Source organism: Paraburkholderia sp. GAS334 (genome assembly GCF_050436625.1).
Taxonomy (GTDB): Bacteria; Pseudomonadota; Gammaproteobacteria; order Burkholderiales; family Burkholderiaceae; genus Paraburkholderia.
The window spans coordinates 242,029-258,260 of sequence record NZ_JBNDMO010000007.1; the positions used below are offsets into that span (position 1 = coordinate 242,029).

Below are 16,232 nucleotides of genomic sequence, written 5' to 3' on the forward strand. Positions count from 1 at the left end.
GCAGGTAGAGTGATTTCACAGGATGCAGCCAGAGGGCCGCGTCTGACGGAGAGAAAACATGAAAACACTCACCACACACCTGCTTACGTTCCGTCGTCTCACGGGCTATGCCCTGATCGCTGCTGCTCCGTTTTCGCTTGCCGCCCAGACTGCGTTCGCGCAGACTGCCCCGCCGTACGCACCGCAGGCGGCAACAGGACAGAATGTCGATCCGCCGGGACGCGTCGCGCGTCTGAACTACACCTCAGGCGCGGTCACGACGGAACCCGCCGGCGCGACCGACTGGTCGTACGCGCAGATCAACCGTCCGCTGACGACCGGCGACCAGCTCTGGAACGACAAGGGCGCGCGCTCGGAAATGCACCTTGGTTCGACGGCGGTTCGCCTCGGTGAATCGACGAGCCTCGACGTCCTCAATCTCGACGACAACAATGCGCAACTCAAGGTCGCGCAGGGCACGCTCTCGACGCGCGTGCGTTCGTTGCCGCCCGGCTCGACGTACGAAATCGACACACCGAATCTCGCACTCGGCGTGACAGCGGCGGGCGACTATCGCGTCGACGTCGCACCCGATGGCAGCAGCACGACCGTGACGGTGCGCAATGGCGCCGCGACGGTCTATGGCGACGGCGGACAGGTGCCCGTTCAGGCTGGCCAGCAGGTGACGTTCTCCGGCACGAACCTGCAGCAGGTTGCCGATAACGGCGCACCGGGCCCTGACGCTTTCGATCGATGGGCATTGAGCCGCGACGCCGCTGAGGACCGCTCGGTCTCGGCGCGCTATGTGTCGCGCGACATCCCTGGCTACCAGGATCTCGATGCGAACGGCACGTGGCGCAACGACCCGCAATACGGCGAAATGTGGGTGCCGAATTCGGTGCCGACGGACTGGGCGCCGTATCACGACGGCCACTGGGTCTGGCAGGCGCCGTGGGGCTGGACATGGATCGACGACGCACCGTGGGGCTTCGCGCCGTATCACTACGGCCGCTGGGCTTACGTCGACAATTCATGGGCGTGGGCGCCGGGACCGGTTGTCGTCAGCGAGCCGCCGGTGTATGCGCCGGCGCTCGTCGCGTTTGTGGGCGGCGGCGACAGCCACTTCAACTGGGGCGTGAATCTGGCGATCGGCGGCGCGGTGGCGGCGGGTTGCGCGTGGTTCCCGCTAGGACCGGGCGAGCCCTGGCATCCGCGTTGGGGGGGCTGGAGTCCGCACTATTACGATCGCGTCAACAACTCGGTGGTGGTGAACAACTACAACCGGGAAGTGAACGTGACGAACATCAACGTCCACAACACCTACATCAACTATCGCGCGCCAGGTGGCGTGACGGCCGTCCCGGCGACGGCATTCGTCCACGGTCAGCCAGTGGGACGCTTTGCGCAGAAGGTTGATCCGCGTCAGTGGAAAAACGTGCAGATCAATCCGGGCGGTCCCGGCATCGCGCCGGTGCGCGAGAGCTTCAACCCGGGAATGCGCAACGCGAACTACCGCCCGCCGTCGAACGTGTCGGAACGGCCGGTAATCGCAACGCGTAGTCCGGCGATGCCGGCGGCGTATCGCGACAACCTTGCGCAACATTTTGCGCAAAGCGGCGGCCGGGTGCCGAACGCGGGTAGTCCGGTCGTGCGCACTTCCGTGCCGGCGCATCTGGGTAACGGGCCGGGACGCGGTGAACCGGGTGTGCCGCAGCAGAACGTGCGTGTTGTGCAGTCACACGGGCCGGGCGCGATGCCGGGTCGTGAAGGTCAGGTTGCGCAGCGTCCGGGTGAGCCTGCTGCAAACGTGGGACGTCCGGCCGTTGAGGGCGCGCCTGGGATGCAAGGCGGGCCGCGGGGGCCAGGGCAGCCTGGTCAGTTAGAACAGGCGGGACGGCCCAGTCAGCCTGGACAGTTAGAACAGGCGGGACGGCCCAGTCAGCCCGGACAGCCCGTTCAGGGAGCGCAACCACGGCCGGGCGCGCCCACGCAGATGGCTAACGAACATCCGCAGCCGGGTAATGGCGTGCCTCGTCCGCCACAGGTCTGGGGCAATGCTCCGAATGGCGGGCAGCCGCATCCGGAACAAGGCGCCGCAGCCGGTCAGCCGCGCCACGAGCCAGCGTGGACGCAGCCGCACGTGCCGATGGCGCAGCAGTCCCATGGACAGCCGCAGCCTCAGCCGCAACAGCCCGGCGGCGCGATGCAGGGTCGTCCGGTACAGGCGGAACATGGCGCGCCGCCTGCACCGAACCGTCCGGAGAACGCGGCTGTCGCCCAGCAGCCGCGTCCGGAAATCCATCCGCAGCAGCCGCAACCGCAACAGCAGGCGCAACAGATGCCACGTCCGCAGCCTCAGCCGGCGCAACAGGCACCGCGGGCGCCGGAAATGCACGCGCAGCCACAACCCCAGCCGCAGGTCCAGCAGCCGCGCCCGCAACCTCAGCCACAGCCACAGGTCCAGCTACCGCGTCCGCAGCCGCAACCCCAGCCGCAACCCCAGCCGCAGGCCCAGCTGCCGCGCCCGCAACCTCAGCCACAGGTCCAGCAGCCGCGCCCGCAGCCACAGCCGCAGGCCCAACAGCCGCGTCCGGAACCGCGTCCGCAGCCACAACCCCAGCCTCAGCCGCGCCAGGAATTTCACCCGCAGCAGGCGCAGCAGCCGCATCCCCAGCCGGCGCCACAACCCCAGCCGCAGCCGCGTCCGCCGCAGCAGGTCCAGCAACCGCAGCCGCATCCGCAGCCTCAGCCGCACCCGGACCAGCACGCCACGAGCGGCGGACATGAGGAGCGTCACAAAGCTTAAAGTCTTTTCCGATCGCAATCAGACGCAAAAAAGCCCGCATCGCTGCGGGCTTTTTTTGACGCGACGCCAAACGAAGCGACATAAAAAAACGAAACGAAGCCTACACGGCCATCGGCGCAGTCAGCGGCTCGTGATGCCGGTAACCGACCAGCGAGAAATCCGACGGCTCGATTTTCTCGAGCCATTCCGGCTCGTAGACCCCGGTCTGCGCATAAGCCGGCACGCGGTCGGCAATCGCGAACGACGGGCTTTCGAACGGCTCGCGCGTCAGTTGCTGCTGCAGCATGTCGAGCTGGTTCTCGTAGATGTGTGCGTCGCCGATGAAATACGTGAACCAGCGCGGCGTGTAACCCGTCAGCCGTCCGACCAGATGTAGCAACGCCGCACCCTCGGTCAGATTGAACGGCGTGCCGAGACCGACATCGTTGCTGCGAATGTATAGACACAGCGAAATCTCGCGCTTCGCCGCGTTCGGCAGAAACTGGTACAGCAGGTGACACGCGGGCAGCGCGATTTCGTCGAGCACCGCCGGGTTCCAGGCGTGAAACAGAATGCGGCGGTCCGACGGATTGCGCATGATCGTGTCGAGACACTGCCGCAATTGGTCGACCGCCTTGTAAAGCAGCACTTTCGGCGTGCCCGCTTCGTCGAACCGGGTAACGACGCTAAAGCCGCGCGAGGTCGCGTCGGCGATCTGCGCGGTGGCGCCCGCGTCCAGCACCTTGTAGGCCGGCCATTTGCGCCACTGCACGCCGTACACGTCGCCGAGGTCGTCCGGGCCTTCGCGATACGGGTTCGCGAGCCATTGCGGATTATCGTTGGCGTTCGCGTCCCAGACCTTGCAGCCGAGCGCGCGAAACTCCGCCGCGCTACGAGAGGCGCGCAGGAATCCGACCAGTTCGCCCACGGCCGACTTGAACGCCAGTTTCTTCGTGGTGACAGCCGGGAAACCCTGCTGCAGATCGAAGCGCATCATCGCGCCGGGCATGCTGATCGTGCGGATGCCCGTGCGGTTTTCCTGCCACGTACCGGTGTCGAGGATCTGGCGGACGAGGTCGAGGTATTGTTTCATTCGGGTTCCTTCGGCCGGGCGCGGACGCACCCGTTTTTGGCGGAGAATCCCTGATTTTAGCAAGCGCGGCGGACTCCCGTCCGGCCGCGCCGTTTTGCCGTCGATCCAGCGACCACCGGAGCCAGCCGGCGAGTCCCTGGATGAAGTTGAAAGAAACGTCGAACGCGCTTCAAAGATGCGGAATAGTCACGGGCAGATCGGGATTCTGCGTGAGGGGTTCGCCGTCGATATGCCGCATGCCGTGCGAGCACAGCAAACGGTACAGCGTCACACGCGAGATGCCGAGTTCCTGCGCCGCATCGCCGAGACGCCCGCGGTGTCGCAACAGCGCGAGTTCGATGGCCTGCCGTTCGGCCGCTTCGCGTGCCTGCGCGAGCGACACCGGCACAATTTCCACGTAGTCCGCGAGTTCGAGATCGCGCGCCGTGATCGCGCGCCCTTCGGACATCACGATCGCGCGGCGCACCCGATTGATCAGTTCGCGCACATTGCCCGGCCAGCTGTAGTTATGCAGCGCCGCGATCGCATCCGGCGAAAAACCGCGCAGACGCCGGCTCGCATCCTTCCTGAAACGCTCGAGCATGTGGCGCGCGAGCAGTTCGATGTCCTTGCCGCGCGCACGCAGCGGCGGTTCGTCGATCTGCAGCACGCACAGACGGTGGTAGAGGTCGGCGCGGAAGCGTCCTTCGATCATCGCGGTATGCATGTCGACGTGCGTCGCCGAAATGATCCGTACATCGACGGACGTCGACGCATGGCCACCCAGCCGTTCGACCTTCCCTTCCTGCAGGAAGCGCAGCAGGCTCGCCTGGCTTTCCATCGGCAGATCGCCGATTTCATCGAGGAACAGCGTGCCGCCGTTGGCCGCTTCAACGCGGCCGATCTTGCGCTGGTTCGCACCGGTAAAGGCACCGCGCTCGTAGCCAAACAGTTCGGATTGCAGCAGATGCGGTGGAATCGCGCCGCAGTTGATCGGTACAAATGGCGCCGCGCGGCGGCCCGAGCGTTCGTGAATCGCAATCGCCGTCAGTTCCTTGCCCGTGCCCGATTCGCCGGAGATGAACACCGGCGCATCGGTCATCGAAACCTTGCGGATCGAGCGGAAGAGCGCCAGCATCGCGTCGCACGAGCCGACCATTTCGCCTTCAGTGCCGGCGGTCGAAGAATCGTTCGAGGCGGGCTCGCCCAGCGAGATCATTCCATAAGCGTGACCGACCGAATCGACAATGCGGTCGCCCGCATACGGGACCGTTACGTAATCGAAACAGTAGTCGCGCACGAGGCGGCGCAGTGCCGCGTCCTGCAACTGGCCGGGTGTGGTGGCGGCAACCCAGCCGACATTGGGCATCGTGAGGCACGACTCGAAGCCGACAATTTCATGCGGCTGAAAGCGGCTCGACAGATCGAGCAGGCCACCGGCTGCCGTACCAGCGCGCACTGCGCGACGAACGTCCCGAGCCGAATTGACTACTTCCACATGCCAGCCGCGCTGATGAAAGCGCGTGTTCAGGTCCGCGCTTGGATCGCGAGTCACGTAAATCAATTGCCGCGGTGCGGATTCCATTATTCAGATCCTCTCGTCAACGAACGTTAAGGATGACGGCACGTACCTGAACAGTTGTTTTCAGACACGCTGGTTCACGTCGGGATTTCGCGTTGGCAAAAACCGAACGGCCATTCCATTCCGTGCGGACAGCGGATCCCCGAAAAGCGGCGCGTGTGTTATGAGACGTCCGTGGTCCGGACTTTTTTTAAAGTGTGTATCTGTTTTCGAGAGCTTACTATACGCGCGCCGCCCAGAAAACATTTATGCAAATTAAATCTCTTTTCCGCCACAGGCAAGGCTGGGCGGCCGATTCAGCTTGTCTGCAACCTGCTAATAAACCGTTTCCCTCACACGATTAAACGTTTCCACCCCGTTTCACTTCTCATCCCGACTTTCGGAAATCCCCGGCATTTTCTTCCGCCCGTTTCAGGTCTGAAACGTTTTCGCGCGTTTTCTTAATTCAGCCGTCACACCAATTAGAAGCTGTCCAGCCCTGTCAACGGATTGCGGCGGATGGCACACGTTTCGCTAAATGTCTTGCATCAAGGAGACACACCATGCGACCTGTTTTCCGCATCGACATGAAGTTGACCACGCTAGGCGCCGCAGTCTGCGTCTCGCTGGCGTCGATGACGCTGCCGCTCGACGTCATCGCCCAGGTGGTTGCTCCCACATCCGACAGCAGCACGACACCCGTTGCATCCGTGGCACCCCTCAGTCCGACCGAAATCGCAGTGAACCCGTCGTCCGCCGCAGCGGACACCCCGGCTGACGGCGGCGCCGTGACCGCGCAGTCGCCGACCATTCCTGCCGACACGCCCGACGTTGCCGCCTCGAACGATCTGATGCTCGACGATCAGATGTTGTCGCGGCAGCGCGGCGGCGCCGTCGGCATGGTGATGGTCGCGGCAACGCCGCAGATGCGCGGCGGTTCGGTGACGCTGTGGGATGAGATCGCACCGCCCACTCCACTGCCGGTTCCAGTGGATGCGGCCCGGGCAGCGCAAAGCAACGTGGCGAGCTACACGAGAAAGTAACGCGAATGTAACAACGGACGCGATCGCCGCTGCACTGCGCCGGCATTTCGGTTCGATATCGGGGACACAGACATGACCGCTCCAACCCAGACGACGCATGCCCGCAGCCTGCATGCGCCGCGCCTTGCAGCCCTGCTGCTCGGCGCGCTGGCCGCCGGCGCCGCGACGCTCGCGAACGCCCAGCAGGTCACGAATCCGGGCGACATCATCGTCGAACGCCAGATCACCCCGCGCATCGCCTACGACCACGTGCCGAAGAGCCAGGACCCGGTGCTGGTGCGGGCCACGACGTTCCCGGCCAACAGCTTCAATCCGATGATGGCGACGATGGTGTCCGACGCAGACCTGACGTCCGCGCACGGCTCGACCGGACTCGCTGAAGGCGGCGTCGGCGCAGCCGGCCTGCAGGCGGTCACGCGCATCCTGAGCGGCAACACGACCGGCAGTAACGTCGCGCTGAACAACGGCAACATCGGTACGCCGGCACCGGGCATCGGCGGCACGATTTCCTCATCGGTATCGGGCGCACTGGCACCGCTGTCGACCGCCCTCGGCGGGGCGCTGGGAGGCCTGAAATGAGCCCGCGCCGCATCAGCCACCTGAGCCTGCGCGCATCGCTCGTCGTGTGCGCCCTGTCTGGCGCCGCGGCGTTCGGCGGCTTCCTCCCGGAGACCGCACACGCGCAGTCCGTTCCGCGCGTCACCGCCGACGCGACGATCGCGAACGGCGCAGCGACCGGCGTACACGGCGCGATCGCGATGAACGAAACGGCCGGCCTCGACAACGTACAGGCCAACCAGTTGACGATCACGACGGGCGGCGCAGTGGCGAACGACAACGCCAGCGCCCAGAGTTCGACGGTAGCCGCGAAGGTCAAGGCCGCGCGCGCCTCGATCGAAGGCAACGCGTTTTCCAGTACCTCCGGAGCGGTGATGTTGAACCAGTCTGCGGGCGCAGGGAATCTCCAGCAAAACAGTGTGCAGCTCGGCACTGCGGCGCTCGGAGTCGAGACCGTCGCGGATGGGGTGCTATCCGCGGCGGCCGCGAAAAACGGTGGTTCGGGTCAATCCATCGGGGTTCAAAGCGTCAGGGAGGCCAACATTTCAGGAGAGGCCTTCAAGAACGTCAGCGGGATCGTCCAGATCAACCAGACTGCCGGAGCGGGTAATGCAACGGCAAACAGTTTTGTGCTCCGTCCCCCGGCGGGCACTCTTTTCTAAATAGCCACACTCGTATCGGAGCGAAAAAATGAAACGCACAATTATTGCAGCGGCGGTGTTTGCGGCAGCTACGGGTTCCGCCTTCGCATCGCCCTCGAACCCCTACCTGTTCAATGCCACGCTGATCGGCGAACAGGTCGGCATCGAGGGCTGGGTCACCCTGTTCGGTTGCGTGCACGTGTCCAGCACCGCCGGCGCCGTCGTGAACAACAACCAGAGCACCAGCGTCTACGCTTCGCTCGATCCGCAGGCACAGAGCTATATCAAGGGCGCTGTGACGACGACCTATAACAACCGTTCGACCAGCCTCGTCGGCACCGGCACGAACAGCACGTACAACAACAAGTCGTATCAGTCGAACGAAGACTCGTCGCACATGTACACGACGACCACGACGAACGCAGCCAACTCGACCACGACGAAGAGTTCATCGAGCAACTACGCCTACGGCAACACGGCAAGCGTCGCGGAAGCCAGCCAGGCGCATAGCACGAGCGACTCCGGCTGGGCCAGCAACAGCGCCTCGGCAAGCGACAAGACGAAGACGCACAACGACGGCTATTCGGCGAACAGCGCGCACTCCAGCTACGCCAACGGCAACAAGTCGCAAGGCGCATCCGGCTCGGTAACGGTCGGCATCTCCACCTCCAGCGGCGGCAACGTCGACAACGGCTACGCGAGCGTGACGCTCTCGGGCTCGGAAGGCACGTCGGCCGGCTACAGCAAGGACCACAACGAAGGCAGCGCGACGACCGCCTCGCACGGCTACAACTCGCACGACACGTCGACCTCGTCGAAATCTGCCGATGCCAATCACGGAGCCTACGCCGACGCAACCGAAAGCTATGCCGCAACCGCAACGGACAGCGGCTCGGGCTTCAAGCAGAAGAACTCGACGTCGACCTGGGCGCACAACGACTCGGACACGCATACGCACACAAGCGCGAGCTCGGAGTCGTTCAGCAAGTCGTCGGAAGCTTCGCACGCATGGGGCTATAGCGTGAACGACACGCTGACCAGCACGGACGTGAAGACGACCGGCCATGTCACGCAGGTCTATGACACGCGCGTCGCCGGCACGCTGACCGCCACGACGGGCACGGGCGCGGGATCGGGTGTGTCGGGCAACCTCGGTATCAACATCGCAGAAGGCATCGACAACGCCCAGAGCAACGATACGTCGCTCGCTTCGGTCGACGTCGGCAACGTGTTCGGCAATGCGCAGATCTTCAACAAACAGTCGTCTTCCGGCCACGCGAAAATCAACAACTTCAACCTGAATGCCTCGATCGGCGATAACTCGTTGCAAGGCGTCTCGGGCAACGTGGGTGTGAACGTCGCGTCCGGTATCGGCAATGCGCAGAACAACAGCCTTGCCGGCGCGGTCACGACGACGTCGCCGGGCGCTGCGAAGACCACGGCGATGGTCGCCACGGAAGAAAGCTCGCAAAACGCGTCGATGTCGGTAAAGGGTCAGTTCCAGGGTACGGCAATGCTGGGCGCAGGTGCGCTTGCCGGCGCAAGCGGCAACATCGGCGTGAACATCGCCGGTGGCGCGGGCAACCTGCAGCACAACGGTCTGGCGATCGCTGCTCTCAACAGCGGTCACTGATCGAACCACAGTGGGGAACGCGCCGGCCGCCACCGAAGCGGCCGGCGTGAATCAGCAGGAGACCAGCATGTCCGGGCTTGTCCCACCTCTCGTGTTGCGGCGCGCTGTCAGGTACGCCGCTGCGCTGGCAAGTTGCACGATGTGTGCGGCAGGCCACGCACAGGCAGTCATCGATACGTCTACCCTGACGGGCGTTCCGCTCACCAAAACGGTTCGTTCGATGAAAGACATTCGTTACGGCCACATCGTCAGCCAGCAGTTCGATTACAGCTGCGGAGCAGCTGCGCTCGCCACCCTTCTCAAGTATGGCTACGGCATCGACATCCCGGAGACGGAACTCATCCGTCGCATGATGGTGTTTTCAACGCCCGAAGTCGTCGTGAAGAACGGTTTTTCGATGCTCGACATGAAGAAGTTCGTCGAGACGATCGGGCTGCGCGGCAGAGGGTATCGGGTCAATGTCGACGCGTTGTATCACCTGCAGATCCCCGTCATGGTTCTGATGAATATCGGAGGGTACGAGCATTTCGTGATCGTCAAGCACGCGCAGGACAGCCGCATCTTCATTGCGGATCCTGCCCTCGGCAATCGCATCGTGCTCGAAGAGGACTTCGCGCAGACCTGGAACGGTCTCGTGTTCGCCGTCCTCGGAAAACCATTTCTGGAGGATTCACCGCTGTTGCAGGACAACGAGTCGCTGGCGCTGAAGCTGCGCACCCATGCGCTGGCAAACGGGACGGCGGCGACTCCTTTTGTCGAATTTGGCTTGACCAAGGCAGACCTGTTCTGACCCGACCATGAAGCATACATTCACCCGGTTCGGCTTTGCGTTGTGCGCATCGGGTTGCGTCTTCGCGAGCGGGGCTTTTGCCGCCGACGGGATGGGCGCTTCGCCCGTTCCCGACTTTCTGTCGGCGCACGATGTTGCCCCTCAACAACTCAAGTGGCAAATGGTGGACGACGACGTCCTGGAACATCAGACCGGCAGGTACGCTGGCGCACCGATGATTTCCGGGTTCGTGCTGAGTATCCTTTCACAATGGCAGTTGCCTAATGGCGCAGCAGCGATCGCCCAGGGCGCTCTTACCGTCTCGAGGAATCTGACCAACGACATCAACGCCAGGGTGAGCACGATGACGAAAGTCATCGAACACAACGCGACCACCGCCGCCAGCAGCGATGCCAATCCGAACGCAACGACCAGCGGCGGACAGGGCGTCTCGGTAAACGGCGTGTCGCAGGTAACGCAGGTAGCAGGCGACCGTAACATCGGCGTGAACGCAGCAACGATCGATTTCAACAATAACGTGGCACAAGTGGCGAATCTGCCGGGCGGCACGAATTCGGCGACTTCGAGCGCATCGAACGCAACCGGCACCGTCAAGGCCGGAATCTCGTTCGGTACGGGCGGCGTCACCGTCGCGCTGCAGACCCCCGCCGGACTCGCGACGCAGACCATCGCGCCGGGTCCCGCGCAGCAGGCCAGTTCGATCGCGCAGTTGCTGCAGATTGCCGGCAATAACCAGCAGGTCGCGAACCAGTTGCAGTTGCACCTTCAGACCCAGCAGATGACACCGGCGATGCAGCGGCAACTCGGCGTCCTGCAGGCACTGCAGAACTCAAGGAGATGATGCGGGCTGCCACCCGCCACAAGGGACCGTAGGAAAAAGAGACTCAGGCAGTATCAGCGGCTACGCGTTGCAACAAGGAGACCTGCAGCGCGCGGCTGTTTTCCCGGGGGAAAGAAGAATGAAGAACGATTCAGGGGCCAGGGCGCCCCGCAGCGCACTGGCGGCCATTCCGGCCGCCGTGCTGCTGCTCGCGCTCTCGCAGGGGGCGGGCGCGCAGGCGCTCGCGGGGCAGTCGGTAGAAGAGCGGCTCAATACACTGATGCGTGTCGTCGACGAACAGCAAAGACAGATTCACTCGCTGGAACGGCAGGTCACGAACCTCGAAATGGCGCAGCGCGGACGCGGTGCGCCGGGTTACGGCGGCCCGGCCGGTTCTGAAGCGGTGGCCGAACAGCCGGGCGCGGATGGCCTGCCCGTGCCGCTGCCGCCGCTCGCGCAGGTGACACCGGGCGCACCGGCGCCGGGCGGCTCCACGGGCACGGCGACCGGCGTGCCCGTCAATCCGCCGGCACCCGACAGCGGCTCATCCGGCGCGCCCGCGGGTACGGGCACGACACCGGCCACGGCAGGGACCTCGGGACCCGCGGGCACCGCCGGCACGGATGGCACGATCGGCCAGACGCAGAAAGCGGCCGAGCCGGTGCGCACCCCGGCCGAAGAAGCCGTCATGCAGCGCGAACACGCGCCGCTGTTCGACCACAAGCTGACCCTCGACTGGGGCATTAGCGATACCTATTACGACCGTCGCCAGCTGCAGCTGTCCGGGTTCCTCGCGCTCGACGCGATTTTCCTCGGCAACATCAACCTCGGCCAGACGAAATCGCATCAGGTGATCGCCGACCTCGACACGCGCTACGGTCTCACCGACCGCATCAGTGTCGACGTCGACGTGCCGTACATCTACCGTCACAGCGACTTCATCGTCGGGGGCGCGGGTGGCGCGGCCAATACGCTGTCGGACGCGTCGGTCAACTCGAACGCGATCGGCGACGTCAATTTCGGGATCTACTACCAGTTCCTGAAGGAAACCAACAACTTCCCCGACGTGGTCGGCAGTCTGCGCGTGAAAGCGCCCACGGGCACGTCGCCGTTCGGCATCAAGGTCGTCCAGCTGACACCCGACAACACGAATCTCGTCGCGCCGAGCAAGCTGCCCACGGGCACGGGCTTCTGGAATATCACGGCGGGCATGTCAGTATTGAAAACCTACGACCCGGTCGTGCTGTTCGGCAGTGTGTCCTACACGTACAACATCGCCCGCTCGTTTGCGGATATCTCGTCGGTGTCCGGCCAGACCCAGCCCGCGACCGTCAAGCTCGGCGACATCGTCCAGTTCGGTGGCGGTGTCGCGCTCGCGTTCTCGGACAAGGATTCCGCAAGCATTTCCTACACGATGGCCATCGAGCCGTCATCGAAGACGAAGTCGCCGGGTTCGGACTACGTCAAGGTGCCGGGCAGCGAAACCACCGCGTCGGTACTGAATTTTGGCTTGAATCACGTAGTGAACAGGCATTTGACGATCAACGGCGCGGTGTCGGTGGGCCTCACGCCCGACGCGCCGAACTTTGTGGTCGGCGTGCGATTTCCCTACACTTTCTGACGTGCCACCGATACGAGGTCGATCGTGCGCGAATCCCCCCACCTGACTACCGTCACTCCGCTCGCTGGCGCCGGCACGCGGCTTTCGCTTGCCGACAGCAAGGAAGCCGCCGCGCAAGGCGAGCCGGAGACGGGGCGCCTTGCGCTGCCCCACAAGGAGGAGCTGCCCGACGCCCGCGCGCAGGAAGGCGCCGCCGGGCGCGCGCCGGACACGATGAATCTCGATGCGCATGCCGCGCGCACGTTGCTGTACGTGGCCCGCGTCCCCGACGAAACGCTGATCGCCCATCTGAAGAGCCGCGGCTGGACAGTCGCGGTGGCGCATTCGGCGCACGAACTCGGCCGGCTCCTGAAGCCGGACATCGCGTGCGCCGGCATCGTCGATCTGACGAGCTTCGCGCTGCGCGACCTGCCGGGTCTGGAATCGAGCCTGCGCCAGCAGCAGGTCGGCTGGATCGCGCTTGCCACGGCTGAACGGCTCAATGATCCGGAAGCGCGTCGCCTCATCCGGCACTACTGCTTCGACTACGTGAAAACGCCGGTTGCCAGCGCGACGATCGACTATCTGGTCGGCCACGCGTTCGGCATGGTCACGCTGTACGATCCGGATCTGACCGCGAGCGTCACCGTTTCCGGCGACGACGAAATGGTCGGCACGTGCGAAGCAATGCAACAGCTCTTTCGCACGATCCGCAAGGTCGCCAACACCGACGCAAGCGTGTTCATCTCCGGCGAATCCGGCACCGGCAAGGAGCTGACCGCACTCGCGATTCACGAACGCTCGCCGCGCCGCAAGGCGCCGTTTGTCGCAATCAACTGCGGCTCGATCCCGCATCATCTGCTGCAATCCGAGCTGTTCGGCTACGAGCGCGGCGCGTTCACTGGCGCGAACCAGCGCAAGATCGGCCGCGTCGAAGCGGCTGATGGCGGCACGCTGCTGCTCGATGAGATCGGCGATCTGCCGATGGAAAGCCAGGCGAGCCTGCTGCGCTTCCTGCAGGAAGGCAGGATCGAACGGCTCGGCGGCCGCGAATCGATCGCGGTCGACGTGCGTATCATTTCGGCGACCCACATCGACCTCGAAGCCGCGATGCGCGACGGACGCTTCCGCGCCGACCTGTTCCACCGTCTGTGCGTGCTGCGCGTCGACGAACCGCCGCTGCGCTCGCGCGGCAAGGACATCGAAATCCTCGCCCATCACATCCTGCACAAGTTCAAGGCGGACAGCGGGCGGAAGATCCGCGGCTTCACGCCTTCGGCGATCGAGGCGATGTACAACTACAACTGGCCGGGCAACGTGCGCGAACTGATCAACCGGATCCGCCGCGCGATCGTGATGGCCGAAAACAAGCTGATTTCCGCCGACGATCTCGACCTCTCGCACTTCACCGAGCAGCAGACGATGAGCCTCTCGCAGGCGCGCGAAGCCGCGGAAAAGCGCGCGATCGAGTCGGCGCTGCTGCGCCATCGCCATCGTTTGAACGAAGCGGCGGCCGATCTCGGCATTTCGCGCGTCACGCTATACCGGCTGATGGGCGCGCACGGCCTGCGCGAAGGCATCGCGCCCGAGGACAAGGCCGCCCTGCACGGCGACAGCGAGCATCACGAGTAGCGCGCCTCCTTTCTGTGGATTCCGCGAAGGGAGGCTGCGCGGGCGTCAGGTAGAATCAGCACGATTACGTTCACTGACCCCTCGATGACGACGCTCACCCTGATCGTCGCTCGCGCCCGCAACGGCGTGATCGGCCGAGACAACCAACTGCCCTGGCGGCTACCCGAAGACCTCGCCTTCTTCAAGCGCACGACGATGGGCGCGCCCATCATCATGGGCCGCAAGACCCACGAGTCGATCGGCCGCGCGCTGCCCGGACGGCGCAATATCGTCGTCACCCGCGATGCCACACGCCGCTTCAACGGCTGCGACACCGTGACGAATCTGGACGAGGCGCTCACACTGGCTCAACAGGATCAGGCGCCCGAGGCGTTTCTGATCGGCGGCGCGCAACTTTACGACGAAGGCTTCCGTCACGCCGACAAACTGGTGATGACCGAGATTTCCGCCGATTTCGAAGGCGACGCGACGTTTCCCGCGCCTGATCCGGAACACTGGGAAGAACTCACGCGCGAGACGCATCGCGCGCACGCGCCGAATGAGTTCGACTATGCGTTTGTGACGTATCGGCGCAGGGTTTGATGAACGCCGTGGCTGAACGCCACGTGTGAATGAATGCATGAAAAAACGCCACGGGCTGCCTGGCCGCCCGTGGCGTTTTACCTTGTGCGCCTTGCGCCCCGTGCGCTTTGCGCGCACAAGGCCGCGCTGACGAACGCTTACTGCCCCGCGATCGTCATCCGTTCGATCAGCACCGAGCCGGTCTGCTTGGTGCCGCGCACGATCGTATCCGCGCCGATCGCGACGATGTGGTGGAACATCTCCTGCAGCGTGCCCGCCACGGTGATTTCCTCGACCGGATACTGGATCTTGCCGTTCTCGACCCAGAAGCCCGACGCGCCGCGCGAATAGTCGCCCGTCACGTAATTGACGCCCTGCCCCATCAGTTCGGTCAGCAACAGACCTGTGCCGAGCTTCTTCAACATGGCCTCGAAGTCGTCTTCCGGACGTGTCTTCGAACTCAGCAGCGACAGATTGTGCGAGCCGCCCGCGTTGCCCGTCGTCTTCATGCCGAGCTTGCGCGCCGAATACGTCGACAGGAAATAGCCCTCGACGACGCCATCTTTCACCACCGAACGACGCTGCGTGCGCACGCCTTCTTCGTCGAACGGCGCGCTGCCCATGGCGCGCGGCGTGTGCGGATCTTCAACCACCTGAACGTGCGGCGCAAACACCGGCTTGCCCAGACTGTCGACGAGGAACGTTGTCTTGCGGTACAGCGCGCCGCCGCTCGTTGCCTGCACGAACGCGCCAAGGAGACCGGCGGCGAGCGGGGCTTCGAACAGCACCGGCACCTTGCGCGTGTCGAGACCGCGCGCACCGGTGCGCGCCAGCGCGCGCTGGGCGGCATAGCGGCCGACGGCTTCCGGATCGGCCAGTTCGCCGGCGCTGCGCTTCGACGTGTACCAGTCGTCGCGCTGCATGTTGCGGCCGCTGCCCGCGATCGGTGCGCACGCAACGTAATGCCGCGAATACGGATAGCCGCCAAGGAAGCCGCGTGAGGTTGCCAGCACGAACTGCGAATGCTGCGCCGAGACGCTCGCGCCTTCCGAGTTGCGGATCTGCGGGCTGACGGCGAACGCGGCGTCTTCAGCGCGACGGGCGATTTCGACCGCTTCGTCGGCGGAGAGATTCCACGGATGGTAGAGATCGAGATCGCGCGGATTCGATTCCAGCAGTTCCTGCTCGGCGAGGCCGGCGCAGTCGTCTTCCGCAGTGAAGCGCGCGATGTTGTACGCCGCCGCGACGGTATCCTTCAGTGCCTGGGATGAAAAATCCGACGTGCTCGCGTTGCCGCGCTTGTTGCCGATAAAAACCGTCACGCCGACCATCTTGTCGCGGTTGTGCTCGATCGTTTCGACTTCGCCGCGCCGCACAGAGACCGACAGGCCGTCGCCCTCGGAGATTTCGGTGGCCGCGTCGCTGCCGCCGATTGCCCTGGCGTGGCGCAGGATGTCTTCGGCGATCTGCTTCAGTTCATCTTGCGTGTGCGGGAAAAAGCGCTGTTTGACGTCCATGTCGGTGTCTGCTGCCATCGTCGTTACCGTCCGGTTCGGG

Annotated in this window: 13 protein-coding genes; 10 read left to right on the plus strand and 3 right to left on the minus strand. The window is 64.3% G+C overall.

The window, feature by feature from the left end:
- The first annotated feature begins 58 nt into the window (after positions 1-58).
- Complete coding sequence (locus tag P3T21_RS15785) at positions 59-2,785, plus strand: DUF6600 domain-containing protein (RefSeq protein ID WP_429256851.1); 2,727 nt, start codon at positions 59-61, stop codon at positions 2,783-2,785.
- Positions 2,786-2,885: 100 nt separating this feature from the next.
- Here P3T21_RS15785 and P3T21_RS15790 read toward each other — a convergent pair whose 3' ends face one another.
- Positions 2,886-3,857: a thymidylate synthase gene (locus tag P3T21_RS15790; RefSeq protein WP_429256852.1), complete on the minus strand. Its 972-nt coding sequence runs from the start codon at positions 3,855-3,857 to the stop codon at positions 2,886-2,888.
- Positions 3,858-4,026: 169 nt separating this feature from the next.
- On the minus strand, positions 4,027-5,421 hold the full coding sequence (locus tag P3T21_RS15795) for a sigma 54-interacting transcriptional regulator (RefSeq protein WP_429256853.1): 1,395 nt from the start codon (positions 5,419-5,421) through the stop codon (positions 4,027-4,029).
- 539 nt (positions 5,422-5,960) lie between these two features.
- On the opposite strand from P3T21_RS15795, the gene P3T21_RS15800 reads away from it, so the two are divergent.
- From P3T21_RS15800 to P3T21_RS15840, 9 genes are all read left to right on the plus strand, one after another.
- Entirely contained in the window at positions 5,961-6,440 is a 480-nt protein-coding gene (locus tag P3T21_RS15800) for a hypothetical protein (protein WP_429256854.1), read from the plus strand.
- Between the two features lie 72 nt (positions 6,441-6,512).
- Positions 6,513-7,019: a hypothetical protein gene (locus P3T21_RS15805; protein ID WP_429256855.1), complete on the plus strand. Its 507-nt coding sequence runs from the start codon at positions 6,513-6,515 to the stop codon at positions 7,017-7,019.
- On the plus strand, positions 7,016-7,660 hold the full coding sequence (locus tag P3T21_RS15810) for a hypothetical protein (RefSeq protein ID WP_429256856.1): 645 nt from the start codon (positions 7,016-7,018) through the stop codon (positions 7,658-7,660). Before P3T21_RS15805 ends, P3T21_RS15810 begins: the two co-directional genes overlap by 4 nt.
- A 28-nt stretch (positions 7,661-7,688) precedes the next feature.
- Positions 7,689-9,272 carry a cell wall anchor protein gene (locus P3T21_RS15815; protein WP_429256857.1) on the plus strand — a complete coding sequence of 528 codons (1,584 nt, stop codon included), beginning with the start codon at positions 7,689-7,691 and terminating at the stop codon, positions 9,270-9,272.
- Between the two features lie 67 nt (positions 9,273-9,339).
- Entirely contained in the window at positions 9,340-10,062 is a 723-nt protein-coding gene (locus P3T21_RS15820) for a C39 family peptidase (RefSeq protein WP_429256858.1), read from the plus strand.
- A gap of 7 nt (positions 10,063-10,069) precedes the next feature.
- Complete coding sequence (locus tag P3T21_RS15825) at positions 10,070-10,903, plus strand: peptidase C39 (protein WP_429256859.1); 834 nt, start codon at positions 10,070-10,072, stop codon at positions 10,901-10,903.
- A 118-nt stretch (positions 10,904-11,021) separates the two neighbouring features.
- The gene (locus P3T21_RS15830; protein WP_429256860.1) at positions 11,022-12,503 is read left to right on the plus strand and encodes a hypothetical protein; all 1,482 of its coding nucleotides are present in this window, start codon (positions 11,022-11,024) and stop codon (positions 12,501-12,503) included.
- Between the two features lie 24 nt (positions 12,504-12,527).
- Entirely contained in the window at positions 12,528-14,114 is a 1,587-nt protein-coding gene (locus P3T21_RS15835; protein WP_429256861.1) for a sigma 54-interacting transcriptional regulator, read from the plus strand.
- 84 nt (positions 14,115-14,198) lie between these two features.
- A complete protein-coding gene (locus P3T21_RS15840) occupies positions 14,199-14,696 on the plus strand; it encodes a dihydrofolate reductase (RefSeq protein WP_429256862.1) in 498 nt (165 codons plus the stop codon).
- A 137-nt stretch (positions 14,697-14,833) separates the two neighbouring features.
- Here P3T21_RS15840 and pmbA read toward each other — a convergent pair whose 3' ends face one another.
- Positions 14,834-16,210, minus strand: coding sequence for a metalloprotease PmbA (gene pmbA / locus P3T21_RS15845; protein ID WP_429256863.1), 1,377 nt, complete (start codon positions 16,208-16,210; stop codon positions 14,834-14,836).
- Positions 16,211-16,232 lie beyond the last annotated feature (22 nt).